At 64.3% G+C, this 15,187-nt stretch carries 18 protein-coding genes; 10 read left to right on the top strand and 8 right to left on the bottom strand.

Features of this window, described 5'->3' with window-relative positions; translation table 11 throughout:
- Nucleotides 1–17: 17 nt before the first annotated feature.
- Entirely contained in the window at nt 18–392 is a 375-nt protein-coding gene (mvaT, locus tag FAS41_RS11305; RefSeq protein ID WP_045211008.1) for a histone-like nucleoid-structuring protein MvaT, read from the bottom strand.
- 258 nt (nt 393–650) lie between these two features.
- Between mvaT and purU the strand changes: the two genes are divergently transcribed.
- Both purU and FAS41_RS11295 read left to right on the top strand, forming a co-directional pair.
- Nucleotides 651–1,502, top strand: a complete 852-nt coding sequence (purU, locus tag FAS41_RS11300) for a formyltetrahydrofolate deformylase (protein ID WP_017519713.1) — start codon at nt 651–653, stop codon at nt 1,500–1,502.
- Between the two features lie 87 nt (nt 1,503–1,589).
- Nucleotides 1,590–1,775 carry a hypothetical protein gene (locus FAS41_RS11295; protein WP_138522205.1) on the top strand — a complete coding sequence of 62 codons (186 nt, stop codon included), beginning with the start codon at nt 1,590–1,592 and terminating at the stop codon, nt 1,773–1,775.
- Between the two features lie 3 nt (nt 1,776–1,778).
- Here FAS41_RS11295 and gpgF read toward each other — a convergent pair whose 3' ends face one another.
- From gpgF to upp, 3 genes are all read right to left on the bottom strand, one after another.
- Entirely contained in the window at nt 1,779–2,777 is a 999-nt protein-coding gene (gpgF, locus tag FAS41_RS11290) for a glucosaminyl phosphatidylglycerol flippase (protein ID WP_138522203.1), read from the bottom strand.
- Between the two features lie 160 nt (nt 2,778–2,937).
- Nucleotides 2,938–4,239, bottom strand: a complete 1,302-nt coding sequence (locus FAS41_RS11285; protein WP_138522201.1) for a uracil-xanthine permease family protein — start codon at nt 4,237–4,239, stop codon at nt 2,938–2,940.
- A gap of 3 nt (nt 4,240–4,242) precedes the next feature.
- Entirely contained in the window at nt 4,243–4,881 is a 639-nt protein-coding gene (gene upp / locus FAS41_RS11280) for a uracil phosphoribosyltransferase (RefSeq protein ID WP_138522199.1), read from the bottom strand.
- A 155-nt stretch (nt 4,882–5,036) separates the two neighbouring features.
- Between upp and FAS41_RS11275 the strand changes: the two genes are divergently transcribed.
- The 3 genes from FAS41_RS11275 (at nt 5,037) to FAS41_RS11265 (ending at nt 7,626) form a co-directional block, all read left to right on the top strand.
- Nucleotides 5,037–5,594 carry a hypoxanthine-guanine phosphoribosyltransferase gene (locus FAS41_RS11275; protein ID WP_017519718.1) on the top strand — a complete coding sequence of 186 codons (558 nt, stop codon included), beginning with the start codon at nt 5,037–5,039 and terminating at the stop codon, nt 5,592–5,594.
- Nucleotides 5,595–5,596: 2 nt separating this feature from the next.
- Nucleotides 5,597–6,070: a WbuC family cupin fold metalloprotein gene (locus FAS41_RS11270; protein WP_138522197.1), complete on the top strand. Its 474-nt coding sequence runs from the start codon at nt 5,597–5,599 to the stop codon at nt 6,068–6,070.
- 131 nt (nt 6,071–6,201) lie between these two features.
- Nucleotides 6,202–7,626 (top strand): aldehyde dehydrogenase family protein, encoded by a 1,425-nt coding sequence (locus FAS41_RS11265; RefSeq protein WP_138522195.1) that lies wholly within the window; start codon nt 6,202–6,204, stop codon nt 7,624–7,626.
- Here the strand turns inward: FAS41_RS11265 and FAS41_RS11260 are convergent.
- A complete protein-coding gene (locus FAS41_RS11260) occupies nt 7,610–8,527 on the bottom strand; it encodes a LysR family transcriptional regulator (RefSeq protein WP_138522193.1) in 918 nt (305 codons plus the stop codon). The two genes, FAS41_RS11265 and FAS41_RS11260, sit on opposite strands and share 17 nt — an antisense overlap.
- A gap of 226 nt (nt 8,528–8,753) precedes the next feature.
- Here FAS41_RS11260 and FAS41_RS11255 point away from each other — a divergent pair, with 226 nt between their 5' ends.
- The 3 genes from FAS41_RS11255 to FAS41_RS11245 all read left to right on the top strand — a co-directional run bounded on the left by FAS41_RS11255 (nt 8,754) and on the right by FAS41_RS11245 (nt 10,184).
- Entirely contained in the window at nt 8,754–9,164 is a 411-nt protein-coding gene (locus tag FAS41_RS11255) for a hypothetical protein (protein ID WP_425049008.1), read from the top strand.
- A 98-nt stretch (nt 9,165–9,262) separates the two neighbouring features.
- Nucleotides 9,263–9,550 (top strand): PA4642 family protein, encoded by a 288-nt coding sequence (locus FAS41_RS11250; protein WP_054908634.1) that lies wholly within the window; start codon nt 9,263–9,265, stop codon nt 9,548–9,550.
- Nucleotides 9,551–9,782: 232 nt separating this feature from the next.
- Nucleotides 9,783–10,184: a VOC family protein gene (locus FAS41_RS11245; RefSeq protein ID WP_138522189.1), complete on the top strand. Its 402-nt coding sequence runs from the start codon at nt 9,783–9,785 to the stop codon at nt 10,182–10,184.
- A gap of 55 nt (nt 10,185–10,239) precedes the next feature.
- Here FAS41_RS11245 and mqo read toward each other — a convergent pair whose 3' ends face one another.
- Nucleotides 10,240–11,733, bottom strand: a complete 1,494-nt coding sequence (gene mqo, locus FAS41_RS11240; RefSeq protein WP_138522187.1) for a malate dehydrogenase (quinone) — start codon at nt 11,731–11,733, stop codon at nt 10,240–10,242.
- A gap of 796 nt (nt 11,734–12,529) precedes the next feature.
- Here mqo and FAS41_RS11235 point away from each other — a divergent pair.
- Nucleotides 12,530–13,117 (top strand): YajG family lipoprotein, encoded by a 588-nt coding sequence (locus tag FAS41_RS11235; protein ID WP_017519726.1) that lies wholly within the window; start codon nt 12,530–12,532, stop codon nt 13,115–13,117.
- A 69-nt stretch (nt 13,118–13,186) separates the two neighbouring features.
- Here FAS41_RS11235 and FAS41_RS11230 read toward each other — a convergent pair whose 3' ends face one another.
- Entirely contained in the window at nt 13,187–13,393 is a 207-nt protein-coding gene (locus tag FAS41_RS11230; RefSeq protein ID WP_138522185.1) for a hypothetical protein, read from the bottom strand.
- A 263-nt stretch (nt 13,394–13,656) separates the two neighbouring features.
- Between FAS41_RS11230 and FAS41_RS11225 the strand changes: the two genes are divergently transcribed.
- Nucleotides 13,657–13,941, top strand: coding sequence for a hypothetical protein (locus FAS41_RS11225; protein WP_138522183.1), 285 nt, complete (start codon nt 13,657–13,659; stop codon nt 13,939–13,941).
- Nucleotides 13,942–13,979: 38 nt separating this feature from the next.
- Here FAS41_RS11225 and FAS41_RS11220 read toward each other — a convergent pair whose 3' ends face one another.
- A complete protein-coding gene (locus tag FAS41_RS11220; RefSeq protein ID WP_138522181.1) occupies nt 13,980–15,140 on the bottom strand; it encodes a 1-acyl-sn-glycerol-3-phosphate acyltransferase in 1,161 nt (386 codons plus the stop codon).
- Nucleotides 15,141–15,187: the final 47 nt, after the last annotated feature.

Genomic DNA, 15,187 nt, shown 5'->3' with positions numbered 1-15,187 from the left:
TTTCATGTCCGCAAGGCTTAGCCCAGCAGCGTGGCCCAGCCTTCTACGGCCTCGGCGCCCCACTTGGCCTTCCACTCCTTGAGGGTCTTGTGGTTGCCGCCCTTGGTTTCGATGACTTCACCGTTGTGCGGATTCTTGTACTGCTTGACCTTGCGAGCGCGCTTGCTCACGGTGGCTTTTGCGGCACGCGGCGATTTGCTCAGCTTCGCGTCCGGATCAAGCAGGGCGATGACGTCACGCAGGGACTTGCCATAGCTGGCCATCAGCGCACGAAGTTTCTCTTCGAACTCAAGCTCTTTCTTCAGCTTGTCGTCCTGCTCCAGGGATTTCAGGCGCTCCTGAAGTTCCTTGATGGCTTCTTCGGTAGCGCGGTACTCGTTGATCAGCGACATGTTGGGTACCTTGTTCTGGGTCCAGCGGTGGCGGAAAGTTTGTAGCAGACATAATAGTCAGCGAAGTTGTTCAAGTAAATGCTTGGGAAAAGTTTTGTCGGTAATTGTCGACTTATTTAACTAGTTCATTCGCCGGTAATTAATCGATGCACTCGCAATGCACCGAACTGGCTCTCGTCGGCGCGCCGCGGCAATGGCTGATCTTTTCCCCCGCAGCCGCTAGAATGGCGGCCTTCGCGATGTATCTGGAGTACACCCATGCGCACTTTCCGACTGGTGATCGCCTGCCCCGACGGGGTCGGCATCGTCGCCAAGGTGAGTAATTTCCTGGCCACTTACAACGGCTGGATCACCGAGGCCAGTCACCATTCCGACAACGACAACGGCTGGTTCTTCATGCGGCATGAGATTCGTGCCGATTCCCTGCCGTTCGATATCGACGGTTTCCGCCAGGCCTTCGCACCGATTGCCCGCGAGTTCTCCATGGAGTGGCGCATTACCGACTCCTCGGTGAAGAAGCGCGTCGTGCTGATGGCCAGCCGCGAATCGCACTGCCTGGCCGACCTGCTGCACCGCTGGCACAGCGGCGAACTGGACTGCGAGATTCCCTGCGTGATCGCCAACCACGATGACCTGCGCAGCATGGTGGAGTGGCACGGTATTCCGTACTTCCACGTCCCGGTGGATCCGAAGAACAAGCAGCCGGCCTTCGAACAGGTCTCGCGCCTGATCGATGAACACCAGGCCGACAACGTGGTGCTGGCGCGCTACATGCAGATCCTGCCGCCGGACCTGTGCCAGAAATACCGCCACCAGGTGATCAACATCCACCACAGCTTCCTGCCGTCCTTTGTTGGCGCCAAGCCGTACCACCAGGCTTCGTTGCGGGGCGTGAAGCTGATCGGCGCGACCTGCCACTACGTGACCGAGGAACTGGACGCCGGCCCGATCATCGAGCAGGACGTGGTGCGCATCAGCCACCGCGACAACATCGAGGACCTGGTGCGCCTGGGCAAGGATGTGGAAAAGCTGGTGCTGGCCCGCGGCCTGCGCTACCACCTGGAAGACCGCGTGCTGGTACACGACAACAAGACCGTGGTGTTCGACTGATCCACCCGGTCTCGTTCTACACTGGGTACTCCGCATGCTCCCGCCGTCGCTCGGCGGCGGGCGCTGCGCTCATTGGAGATGGTCAGCATGAGTGACCCGAAGAACCCCGGCACCGCCACCCCGCCGCCCACCCTGGGCGAAGGCTGTACCAGCCGCTACGACCCCGAAGCCTTGAGCGACGAGGATGGCACCGAGTTTCCCGGCGCCGCCGAACTCTGGGATTCGCTCAAGCCCGAGGCGCCGTCCGAAGACGACAAGCCTTCCGGCGACTGATCCTCAGGCGCTTTCCCGCATCCCCATCAGCTTGCGCAGCAACGGCCGGCCGGCCATCAGGGCGAATACCGGCGCCCCCATCACCAGGTAGAAGTAATAGGTCACCACGCGCCAGATCAGGATGGCCGCGGCCGCCGTGGACTTGCCCACCAGTGGGGCGAGCAGCGCCGCGCTGGTCAGCTCCGTCCCCCCCGCGCCGCCGGGCAGCAGCGTGGCGAGGCCCGCCGCCAGTGACAGCAACTGGATCAGGAAGGCCCAGGCCCAGTGCAGGTCCACACCCAGCGCCTTGAGGGTGATGTAGAGCACCGAGAAGCGCAGGATCCAGTGGCAGCAGGTGAAGAAGAAGATCAGCAGCAGCCGGCGCTTGGGCTGGCGCAGGCAGCTCACCAGGGTGTCGCGGAAGTGCAGGCATTTGCGCGCCCAGTGCAGGCGTGTGCGCGGCTTCATCCCCAGTCGCTCGAACAACCGGCCGTTGGCCTTGATCACCCGGCGCTGGAAGCGCGCGAGCAATACCACGCCGAAGAAGATTCCACCCAGTAGCACGCCGCTGGTGATCAGCGAGGTCTCCAGGTTCGGGCTGACGCTGTGCGACAGCGCCCACACCAGCACCGCGGCCAGTGCGCAGAGGAAGAACAGCAGGTCGCTCAGTTGGTCCACGGCGAAGATTGCGCTGCTGTGCGCCGGGCGCATGCCGTGGCGGGCAAGCAGGGCCATCAGGGTCAGCGGGCCGCCGGTGCCGCCGGGGGTGGCGTAGAAGGCGAATTCCGAGGCCATGATGATGCCCACCGAGCGCACCTTGCCGATCTCGCCGGCGCGGCCGTTGAGCAGCACGCGCAGCTTCTGCGCGTTGATCAGCCAGCACAGGCAGATCATGCCGAACATCATCAGCAGCTGGTCGAGGGGGAAGGCGAGGACGTGGTCGAGCATCTCCTGGCCGCCCAGGGCGAGCGGGATCAGCGAGGCGCCGATGAGGCCGAGCAGCAGCCACGCGGCGCGGCTCACGGGCGCACCTGCGACGGGCAAAACGGGGCGGGCGAGGCGAAGCGAATGGGGATTGCCTCCTGTCGGGTTCGAACTGTCATGCTGAGTGGACCCTGTTCGGCATGCTGCGTTCGCCTGACTTTGTGTGGGCAGGGCGCCGCCGTGAGGCGGCGCCCAGGGCTCACTCGGCGGGCTTGTCGGCCGATGAGTCGCCGGCGCCTTGTTCCAGCGCCTTGTTTTCCCAGCCTTCCTCGCCGGGCAGGATCAGGTTCAGCAGGATGGCGACGATGGCGCACAGGGCGATGCCCTTCAGGCCGAAGTCGTCCGGGCCGGTGCCGGTGCCGATCAGCACGCCGCCGATACCGAACACCAGGGTGACCGAGACGATGCACAGGTTGCGCGCCTGGGACAGGTCCACCTTGTGGCGGATCAGGGTGTTCATGCCCACCGAGGCGATGGTGCCGAACAGCAGGCAGAGAATGCCGCCCATCACCGGTACCGGAATGCTCTGCAGGATGGCGCCGAACTTGCCGACGAAGGCAAGGCTGATGGCGAACACCGCCGCCCAGGTCATGATCTTTGGGTTGTAGTTCTTGGTCAGCATCACCGCGCCGGTCACTTCTGCGTAGGTCGTGTTCGGCGGACCGCCGAACAGGCCGGCGGTGGAAGTGGCGATGCCGTCGCCCAGCAGGGTGCGGTGCAGGCCCGGGGTCTTCAGGTAGTTCTTGCCGGTCACGCCGCCCACGGCGATGACGCCGCCGATGTGCTCGATGGCCGGGGCCAGCGCCACCGGGACGATGAACAGGATGGCCTGCCAGTTGAATTCCGGCGCGGTGAACTTCGGCAGCTCCAACCACGGGGCGGCGACGATTTTCGCCACATCGACCACGCCGAAGGCGAAGGACAGGCCGTAACCCACCAGCACGCCGGCGATGATCGGCACCAGGCGCAGCATACCCTTGCCGAACACCGCGACGATCAGCGTGGTCAGCAGCGCCGGCATGGAGATGAACATGGCGGTCTTGTAGGGGATCAGCTCGGTGCCGTCACCGGCCTTGCCCATGGCCATGTTGGCGGCGATCGGCGCCATGGCCAGGCCGATGGAGATGATCACCGGGCCGATGACTACCGGTGGCAGCAGGCGGTCGATGAATCCGGTGCCCTTGATCTTCACCGCCAGGCCCAGGAAGGTGTAGACGAAGCCCGCCGCCACCACGCCGCCCATGGTCGCCGCGAGGCCGAACTGGCCCTTGGCGAGGATGATCGGGGTGATGAAGGCGAAGCTCGAGGCCAGGAATACCGGCACCTGACGGCCGGTGACGATCTGGAACATCAAGGTGCCGAAGCCGGCGGTGAACAGCGCGACGTTCGGGTCCAGGCCGGTGATCAGCGGCATCAGTACCAGCGCGCCGAAGGCCACGAAGAGCATCTGGGCGCCAGAAATGATCTGGCGCCACAGCGGTTCGTTGAATTCATCGGCCATCGATCAGGTGTCCTTCTGCTTGGTGCCGAAGATCTTGTCACCGGCGTCGCCCAGGCCCGGCATGATGTAACCGTGCTCGTTCAGGCACTGGTCGATGGAGGCGGTGAGGATGAGCACGTCCGGATGCGCATCGTTGACCGCCTTGATCCCTTCGGGAGCAGCCACGAGCACCATGGCGCGGATGTCCTTGCTGCCGGCTTTCTTGAGCAGGTCGATGGTAGCGACCATGGAACCGCCGGTGGCCAGCATCGGGTCGATGATCAGCGAACGGCGCTCAGCGATGTCCGGTGCGAGCTTTTCCAGGTAGGTGTGCGCTTCGAGGGTTTCTTCGTTGCGCGCCACGCCCACGGCGCTGACCTTGGCCCCCGGAATCAGGCTGAGCACCCCGTCGAGCATGCCGATGCCGGCGCGCAGGATCGGCACCACGGTGATCTTCTTGCCGGCGATCTTCTCGACCTGCACGGGGCCGGCCCAGCCTTCGATCTCGTAGTTCTCCAGAGGCAGGTCCTTGGTCGCCTCGTAGGTCAGCAGGGCGCCTACTTCCTGGGCCAGCTCGCGGAAATTCTTGGTACTGATATCGTGACGACGCATCAGTCCGATCTTGTGGCGGATCAGGGGATGGCGGATCTCGAGGACGGGCATGGATGGGTTCTCCGGACGGGCTGGCAAAAAAATTGCGGTAGCGTAATGCATCCTAGCTACCTTGGGCCACGATTGTCGGCGACATTCGTCCGCTGACCCTTGCTCCGTGGCACGCCGATAGGTACCTTTGCGCACTTTTTCACGGGAGAACCCCCATGTCCGTCGATCTCGCGCACATCCGCCAAGTCATGGCCGAAGCCGACTGCCTGTACACCAACGCCGAGGTAGAGGCCGCCATCGCCCGTGTGGCCGAGGCCATCAATGGCTCGCTGGCCGACACCAACCCGGTGGTGTTCTGCGTGATGAACGGTGGCCTGATCTTCTCCGGCAAGCTGCTCCCGCTGCTGAATTTCCCGCTGGAAGCCTCCTACCTGCATGCGACCCGTTACCGCAACGAGACCACCGGTGGCGAGCTGTTCTGGAAGGCCAAGCCGGAGATCTCCTTCATCGATCGCGAAGTGCTGATCATCGACGACATCCTCGACGAAGGGCACACCCTCTCGGCGATCATGGATTTCTGCAAGCACGCCGGCGCCAAGCGCGTGCACACCGCCGTGCTGATCGACAAGGACCACGACCGCAAGGCCCGTCCGGACCTGAAGGCCGACTACGTTGGACTGTCCTGCATCGACCGCTATATCTTCGGCTATGGCATGGACTACAAGGGCTACTGGCGTAACGCCGCCGGCATCTTTGCCGTAAAAGGTCTCTGAGGATGAGCGGACCGCGTTTTCTCGACAGTGCGCTGTTCGATGAGGTCGCGGCCCGTGCCGCCGCCAGCCCCCGGCGCCGGCAGAACCACAATTTCCATGAGCAGACCGAGCCCTGCCATCGCCTGCTCAATGCGCTGCAGCCCGACAGCTACATCCCGCCGCATTGCCACCGTCACCCGGACAAGGCCGAGAGCCTGCTGGTCGTGAAGGGCGCGCTGGGCCTGCTGGTCTTCTCCGACAGTGGCGAACTGCTGACTACCCGCGTACTGCGCGCGGGCGGCGAGTGCGTCGGTGCAGACCTGCCGCCGGGCACTTTCCACGCCATCGTGGCGCTGGAGCCGGACAGCGTGATGTTCGAAGCCAAGGCTGGCCCCTTCGTGCCATTGGGCGAAGACGAGCGTGGGCAGTGGGCGCCGCGCGAGGGCGAGCCGGGCGCTGCTGACTATCTGGCGTGGATGCGCTCCCAATTCGCCTGAGGCGCCTGCTCGCTCCTACCGATCCCTGATGCATCTGTTCACATCGATGTATGCATGGGTAAGAACGCATTTTTGCCGATGCATGCCCCGCCTATCCTGCGCCCCTCACCAGACAACCGTCCGAGGTTCGCATGTCCCGTCTCCTTTATATCGATGGCCAATGGCAGGCCGCCGACAGCGGCGCCGTCCTGCGCCCGATCGCTCCCGCCTCCCGTGAGGCGCTGCCGGAAGTTGCCTGCGCCGGTGTATCCGACGTGGAGCGCGCCGTCGCTGCTGCCAAGCGCGCCTTCACCGACTGGAAACTGACCAGTGCCGCCCAACGCGCCGGTTACCTGCGGGCTTTCGCCGAGCAGCTCGAAGCCCGCAGTGAAACGCTGATCACCCTGCAGATGCAGGCCAGCGGCAAGCCGCGTCTGGAAGCCGAAATCGACATCAGTGACGCCATTGCCACCTTCGCCTACTACGCCGAACTGGCCGACCAGCTGGACGCCCGGCAGAACGCCGAAGTGGCCCTGCCGGACGCCGGTTACCGCTCGCAGACCCGCTTCGAGCCCATCGGCGTGGTCGGCCTGATCGTGCCGTGGAACTTCCCGCTGGTGACCAGCGCCTGGAAAGTCGCGCCGGCCCTGGCGGCGGGCTGCACCGTGGTGCTCAAACCCTCGGAAATCACCCCGCTGATCGAACTGGTGCTGGGCGAGATCGCCGACGCCATCGGTCTGCCGGCCGGCGTGCTGAACCTGGTGCCGGGCCTGGCCGATGCCGGTGCTGCCCTATGCAGCCATCCGGGCATCGCCAAGCTGTCCTTCACCGGCAGCAACGTTGTCGGCCGCAAGGTCATGGAAGCTGCCGCCGCTCGCACCCTGCCGGTCGGCCTGGAGCTGGGTGGCAAGTCGCCGATCCTGGTGTTCGAGGACTGCGGCCTGGACGAAGCCGTGCAGTGGATCATCGCCGGCGTCTACTGGAACGCCGGACAGATGTGCTCCGCCACCTCGCGCCTGCTGGTGCAGAAATCCATCGCCCAGCCGCTGCTGGCGAAGCTGAAAGTCGCGGTGGAAGGCCTGCGTGTGGGGGATTCGCTACAGGGTGAGACCGACATGGGCCCGATGACCAGCGAAGCGCAGTACCGCAAGGTGCTCGACTATTTCGCGGTGGCTCGTGACGAAGGCCTGGCCTGTCTGACTGGCGGCGAAGCGGCCGAGGGTTGGTTCATCCAGCCGACCGTCTACACCGACGTACCGGCGGACAGCCGCCTGTGGCGCGAGGAAATCTTCGGCCCGGTACTGTGCGTGCGCACCTTCAGTGATGAAGCGGATGCCCTGCGTCAGGCCAACGACAGCGACTTCGCCCTGGCCGCCACCGTGTGCAGCGCCGATCTTGAGCGCGCCCAGCGCGTTGCCGAGAGCCTGGAGGCTGGCAACGTCTGGCTGAACTCGCCGCAGGTGGTGTTCCCGCAGACCTCCTGGGGCGGCGGCAAGCGCAGCGGCATCGGCCGCGAGCTAGGCCCTTGGGGGTTGTCCGCGTTCTTCGACATCAAGCACATCACCGCGCCGCGCTGATCGGCGCCACCCCGTGCTCCAGGCGCAGGTCCTCGACCAGCGCCTGGAGCGCTTCGTTATGCCCCGGCTCGTCGCGTACCACCAGGCTGTGGGTGATGCCGTAGCCGAGGCTGTCCGGCAGCAGCGCGCGCATCTCGCCCTGTTCCACCCAGCGCTCGGCATAGTGCGTGGGCAGGTAGCCCAGGTGAGTGCCCGCGCGCACGGCGTGGAGCACTGCCTCCATGTGCTGGGCGAAGGCCGTGCTGCGTTGCGGGTCGGCCGGCAACTGCACGTCGGCCACTGCATAGCCGTGCTGAATCCAGTCGCAGCTCTCCAGCTCTCCCGCGTTCCTCACTGGCTTGTCGAACAACGGATGCTCGCGCCCGCAGAACACCGCGACTCGCTCGTGGTACAGCGGCTCGTAGCGCAGGTTCGGCAGGCGCCGGCTGAAGCAGGCAATGGCCAGGTGCAGGCGGCCGCTGAGTACCAGGCGCTCCAGTTCGCTGGAGGATTCGATGAGGAAATGCAGGCGCACGTCCTGGTCGCGGCGGTTGAAGCGCGCCAGGGTCTGGTGGATGCGTGCATCGGGCAGGGTGGCGATATTGTCGGCCAGGCCCAGGTGCAACTCGCCGACCAGGCGCCCGGCGAGGGACTGCACCTGGTCGCGGAAGTCGCCCAGCGCGGCGAACAGGTTCTGCGCGTAGTCCAGCACCCGCTCGCCTTTCTCGGTCAGGCGAAAACCGCTCTTGCCACGTTCGCACAGGCGGTAGCCCAGGCGCGTTTCCAGGCTGGCGATGTGCGTGCTGATGGTCGACTGGCCCATGCCCAACTCGCCCTGTGCGGCGGAGAAGCCGCCACAGCGCACCACGCAGGCGAAGATGCGCAGCAGGCGCAGGTCGAGGTCGGAGACGTTGTGCAGCATGGCGGTTTTCGATTCGTGAGTGGCGATGTATTGGGGGTGTTGCTTTGAAGGCTATCAATGTATCGCCGGGCTTGCCATGAGCGCCTGTCTTGGCGCTTCGGGCGCGTGCTAGAGTGCTCGGCCCTGTCCCGCGGAGGTGATGATGTCCGTTCGCATGCCGGGCGCCGTGCTGGCGCTGCTGTTCTGCCTACCTCTCGGTTTTGCCGTCGGGGCCGTTGCCGCGCCGATGCACAGCCAGTTCCTGCCACCGGACGACGCCGGCCTGCGCCAGGGTGAGCCGGAGCAACAGCAACTGCTGCAGGTCACCGAGTACAGTGTGGTGCTGGGCAACCAGCGCCAGTCCAACCAGCAGCCGATTCCGATCACCACGCCGTCGCTGCTGCGCCTCAAGGGCAAGCCTCTGAGCAAGGGCGCGCAGATCAGCCAGGTGGTCATCAGCTTCGACGCCGAGGGCAAGAGCCTGAAGAAACCGGCCTACGACGAGAAGACCCGGGTGCTCAGCCTGTATTACCCGCAGGCCGCTTATCCACAACTGCTCGACCTGCTGCGCAACGGCACCGTCTACGTGCAGTTCCTCACCTACGGCAACGGCCATATCTGGGCCGACCTGCATACCGGCGCGGTGCGTGCGCGTTGAGCCGCGCCCTGCGCAGGGTTAAACTGCCCGACCCGTGGTGCCCGGCCTGAGCCGATGCGGGCCGCGATCCCCGAGACAGCCGTAGAGAGAAGCGAGCGATGCGTAAAGACAAGAAGCAGGTGATTGGCGAAGAAATCGACGACGCCGAGATCAAGCTGTTCCTCGACGTGGAGCCGGCCGACGACACCCCGGCGTCCCTGCACAAGCTGGTCAAGGCCTACCGTGGCCTGCGCATCGACGACTTCGAGCGCTTTGTTGGCTTCTTCGTCGAAGCCGGTTACGACCTGTCTGCCAAGGATGCACAAGGCAAGGACTTCGTTGCCCTGATCCAGGACCAGCGCCAGGCCGAGCCCTACATCGAGGTGATCAAGGCTGCTCGCGGCTGATCCTTTCGATTCGCCGAAAAGCCCGCCTTGTGCGGGCTTTTTTGTTCGGGAACTCAGCGGGAAAACTCCATGTAGGATGGCGTGGAGCGAAGCGATACCCATCACTTCCGAGCTGCGAACGGCATGGGTATCGCTGCGCTCCCCCCATCCTACGAACAGACTCGCCGGACCCTCGTCGAATCCCCGCCTAGACTTTCCCTCAGAACGATAACGACAAGGCGAGGATGAAGCCGTGCAAGTACAGCCCTATCTGTTTTTCCATGGTCGTGCCGATGAGGCTATTGCCTTCTACCAGCATGCGGTGGGTGCCCAGCTCGGCGCAATGATGCGCTTCGAGGAGGCGCCGGGCCCGTCGCCAGTACCCGATGGCTGGCTGGACAAGGTGATGCACGCCAGCCTGCAGATCGGCGAGACGGAGGTTTTCCTGTCCGACGGTCGTGGCGAGCATAACGCCGCTTTCAATGGCTTCTCCCTGCACCTGACGCTGCGCAGCGTCGTGGCGGCGGAAAAGGCGTTTGCCGCGTTGGCGGATGAGGGGCGAGTCGAGATGCCGTTGGAAAAGACCTTCTGGGCCCAACGTTTCGGCATGCTCACCGACCGCTTCGGCGTCGGCTGGATGGTGAGCTGTCATTGAATCGGCAGAAACGAAAAAGCCCGCCGGATGGCGGGCTTTTTCAGGAGTGCAGCACTCAGGACGCGGCGACGATCTGCAGACGGTCGGCGGTCATCTGGTTGACTTCGCGGTATACCGCGGCGTCGGTTTCCAGCTGCTTCTCGCGGGCCGGGAAGATCTCCTTGAGCTTCGCGGTCCACTCGGCCGACTTGTAGCGCTCGGGGAAGCAGCGCTCCAGCAGGCCCAGCATGATCGAGACGGTGACCGAAGCACCCGGGGAGGCGCCGAGCAGGGCGGCGATGCTACCGTCCTGGGCCGCCACCAGTTCGGTACCGAACTGCAGGATGCCGCCTTTCTTCGGGTCCTTCTTGATGATCTGCACGCGCTGGCCAGCGGTTTCGAGGCGCCAGTCGGCCGGGTTCAGTTCCGGGTAGAACTTGCGCAGGGCTTCGATGCGCTGGTCCATGGACTGCATGACTTCCTTCACCAGGTAGCGGGTGAGGTCCATGTTGTCGCGAGCTACGGCGAGCATCGGCAGCAGGTTGCTGGTGCGCACCGAGAGCGGCAGGTCGAGGAACGAACCGTGACGCAGGAACTTGGTGGAGAAGCCGGCGTAGGGGCCGAACAGCAGGGAGGTCTTGCCCTCGACCACGCGGGTGTCCAGGTGCGGCACGGACATCGGCGGGGCGCCCACTTCGGCCTGGCTGTAGACCTTGGCCTGGTGGTGCTTGACCACTTCCGGGTTGTCGCAACGCAGCCACTGGCCGCTCACCGGGAAGCCGCCGAAGCCCTTGCTTTCCGGAATGCCGGACATCTGCAGCAGCGGCAGAGCGCCGCCACCGGCGCCGAGGAAGACGAACTTCGCCTTGACCTTGCGCGCTTCGCCGGTCTGGGTGTTCTTGATGTCCACCAGCCAGCCGTCGCCGGAGCGTTCGAGGCCCACGACCTTCTGGAAGTAGCGGACTTCGCTGCCTTCGCGGCTGGAAAGGTAGCCCAGCAGCTGGTTGGTCAGGGCGCCGAAGTTGACGTCGGTGCCGCTTTCCACGCGGGTCATCGCGACCTGCTCGTCGGCCGGTCGGCCAGGGATGGTCAGCGGGGCCCAGTCGGCGATCTTCGCGCGGTCCTCGGTGTATTCCATCGAGGTGAAGGCATGGTGCTGGCTGAGCAGCTCATGGCGCTTCTTCAGGAACGGAATGTCCTTGCCACGCACGAAGCTCATGTGCGGAACGGGGTTGATGAAGTTGCGCGGTGCGCCGAAGGCGTCCTTCCCGGTCAGGTAGGCCCAGAACTGCTTGGACACCTCGAACTGGGCGTTGATGTTCACCGCCTTCTTGATGTCGATCGAGCCGTCGGCCGCCTGCGGGGTGTAGTTCAGCTCGCAGAGGCCGGCGTGACCGGTACCGGCGTTGTTCCACGGGTTGGAACTCTCGATGGCTCCGGATTCCTGCAGTTCGACGATCTCGAGCTTCACGCCCGGATCGACTTCCTTGAGCAGGACAGCCAGGGTTGCGCTCATGATGCCGGCGCCGACCAGCAGCACGTCCATCGATTCGATTTCGTTCTGCGCCATTAACGCGTCTCCAAAACTATCAGCAGCCAGTTGTGACAGAGGTTTCGCGCCCACTGCGCAAAACAATTGTCCGAATTCTTCTCAGGTCAAAAGACCTTTCGCGAATGTCTCGGGCCGGGATCGGAGGAGGGGAATGCGCACCTTCTCGGCAATCCACGGACGGACAAGTCATCCGCAAGTGCATCGGGGAGTGGCGCTTATGCGCGGCTTCCGGTGCCGAAAAAGCGATTCAGTGCTGCGGGGTCAGACGTCAATGGTGCTACCAACGCAAAACTCTTCATTGCTCGCCACACTCTCGTGAAGTAGTGAAAAACCTTCGATCACGCTCTTTTGGAGGCGTGAAGCTCAAAGGGGATCGTCGTCGCGGGCCGGTCCGGTCTCCGTGCGGAGGGGGCGGCTGCATCCTTGCCAAGTTCTGCGCAACGAACGTACAAAGCGCGACGGCCAGTGACCGAGGCGAGTGGCGACTCTCTTTGAGGGGTGGCAGAGGCGAGACACGGTGTGTCGGCATCGTGCGGGGCCCGACCAGGAGGCGTCCTTATAATCGGGGGGCGATTATAACGGCGAAACACAAAAAAAAGCTCTGCACCTTAGACTTTTTTCCTAGTGTGTACCCCTTGATTCCCCATTTGTGCCCCCTCCCGGTGCGTCTTGCCTCCAGCTGGGTCAAGGCGGCCTATCGACGCGCGGCGAGGGAACCCTGAGAACGGGTTCCGCGTCCAATGGCCAAGCGCTATCTGACCGCGCTGCCCGCCGGTATACTGCCGGCCATCGCTTACCCCATGGAGAGATGAGCATGCTGCCTCGCCTGTTGCTCGGCTTTATCGCTGCCGCCAGCCTGACCTTGACCGGCTGCGCCCTCAGCCCGCAACAACTCAACCCGACCCCCGAGTTCAAGGGGCCTGTCGCCGCCGTTGGCCAGGGCCAGCCGGTAGTGGTGAAAGTCGTCGACGGTCGCCCGAGCACCGCGCTGGGTACCCGTGGTGGCCTGTATTCGGAAACCAGCCAGCTGACCGTGCGCAGCGAAGACGTGATCCCCAAGCTGCAGCTGCAGGCTGAGACCGCCGTGCGCCTGCTGGGCTTCACCCCGTCGGCCAACGCCTACAACGCGCCGCAATTGACCCTGACCCTGGCCGAGCTGAAGTACCAGTCGCCCAAGGAAGGCATGTACGTCACCGAGGCCGACATCGGCGCTACCTTCCGCGCTGACGTGCAGAGCGGTACCCGCCGTTACAGCGGCCGCTACGGAGCCTCGACCAACCAGCGTTTCGGCATGGCGCCCAACCAGGCGACCAACACCAAGCTGGTGAGCGAAGTGCTCAGCGACGCGCTGACTCGCGTGTTCAAGGACCCGACCATTGGCCAGACGCTGAACCAGCGCTGATCGATCTGTTCGGACAGAAAAAAGCCCGGTCAATGCCGGGCTTTTTCATGGGCGTCTGAAGCGCAGCGATCAGGCGGCCTGGCGGTACGGGTCGACCTCGACCAGGCGCATGCGCTCGTCGGCTTCCGGCAGGTCCAGGTGCTCGTGGCCGCAGGCCTGGGTGTAGACCAGCCAGTGGTCGTCCTGGACGTTGAACGAGAGTTCGACGACCACGGCCTCGATTTCTTCGAGGTGTTCGATCAGGTAGGCATTTTCGTGGGGGACGATGTCGAGCATGGCGAATCTCCTTGGCGAAAGACCGGGTTTGCAGAATTCGTTCAAGCCAGCAACGTGCCAGGGCGCGGGAGAGGTCTTAGACCATTTCTCGATAACTCTTACGCTCGTCGTAAATAAGCGTTGCGCGCTGGCTGCGAGGGTGGGCCAGCGGATAAAATGCGCGTCGATTGTTTCTCATCCATGACGGGCCATGCCCGTTCGTCCAGACTGACCCCCGCTTTGCTTCGAAGTCGATGGTGTGCAGTTCTGAAGCGGAGGTTGTGATGTCGCTGCAGGCGCTCTGGAGTCTTTTCCAGGCCCATCCTGGTCGTATCGTGAATGACCTGGCCCTGTTCTTCGCCCTGGCCGGAGGCTGGCTGCTGCTGGCGACCCGCCGCCGCGAACGCCTCGCCCTGGCACGCCTGGCGGCTGAGAGTGAAGTCGCGCCGGTGCCGCTGGACAGCGTCGAGCCGACCGCGCGGATGAACCGCTTCTTCTACCGTTTCGGTTTCGCCTGCATGGCCCTGGCCATGGCGGTGAGCTGGTACAGCACGCAGCTCGGCCAATAACCGACGAGAAGAAAAAAGGCGCCCGAGGGCGCCTTTTTTCATGCCGGCTGCTTGAGCCGGTACTGGTTCAACACCGGGTTGGCGTACTGCAGGATCAGGTGGCCGCGCTGCTCGGCGGGGCATTCGCCCAGGCGACGCTCCCATTCGGTGCGCGCACGCTGCAGTTCCTCGGCCTTGAACAGGGTCTGGGCGCGCGGCACGTTCAGTGCGGCGTCGCGCAGCTCGGAGGCCTCGTAGGCGAGGTAGTGCACCGGGAACAAGCGGTAATTGCCGAGGATCTGCCGGTCCAGTTCGGCGGCGAGCTGCTTGGCGTCGGCGAAGTCGCCGGTGATCTCTTCGCCGAAGTTGATGTGCACCCGGCCCTTGTAGCCGGTGATGCCCTGCACGATGCTGCGGTCGTCCTCGCCTGGCGCCTTCTTGTACTCGCCGGTGGTGGCGCGGGTGAACAGCTCGCGGGCCTTGGCGGCGTCGCAGGGGTCGTATTCGTAGCTGATGGACACCGGGATCAGGTGCAGCTCGCGGATCACCTCGGCGAACGGCTCGTCCTTGCGGCTCATGTGGAACATCTTGAGGATCGCCGAGTCGGTGCGATCGTTACCGTCCTTGGCGCGGCCCTCGGCCTGGGCGATCCAGATCGACTGGACGTCCTGGCAGATCGAATGATTGATGTAGGCCGAGAGGTTCTGGTACGCCGCCAGCTTCTCGCGGCGACCGCTGATGGAGCGGTGCACGATGAAGCTCTTGTTCAGGCGCATCAGGTCGCTGACGAAGGGCTTCTGCAGTAGGTTGTCGCCGATGGCGATGCGCGGCGTCGGCAGCTTGGCGTGGAAGATCGCGTAGTTGCAGAAGGCCGGGTCCATCACGATGTCGCGGTGGTTGGCGATGAACAGGTAGGCGCGGCCGGACTTCAGGCGTTCGACGCCCGAATAGGTAACACCGTCGGTGGCGTGCTCGATGGTCCGGTCGACGTACGGCTCGAACTTGTCCTGCAGCGCGACGACACTGCGGATGCCAGTGACTTCGCGGGCCAGCCGATGGGCTATAAGAGGTCTGAGCAGCCAGCCGAACGGGCCGGATAGACGCGGGAAACGGTAACGCGCCAGCGCGCCGAGGAAGGCGTCATCGCTCAGCAGGCGCTGCAGGACAGCCGGGACTTCGGCGTCGTTGTACGGTCGGATGGCTTCGAACTCGCCCATCATGCTCTCTATGAATTCTGGGGGTATCACGGGTCGGAACCGCGAAGTAG

This window comes from Pseudomonas nicosulfuronedens, from assembly GCF_005877905.1.
Taxonomy (GTDB): Bacteria; Pseudomonadota; Gammaproteobacteria; order Pseudomonadales; family Pseudomonadaceae; genus Pseudomonas; species Pseudomonas nicosulfuronedens.
This window is presented reverse-complemented; position numbering and strand designations above follow the sequence as displayed.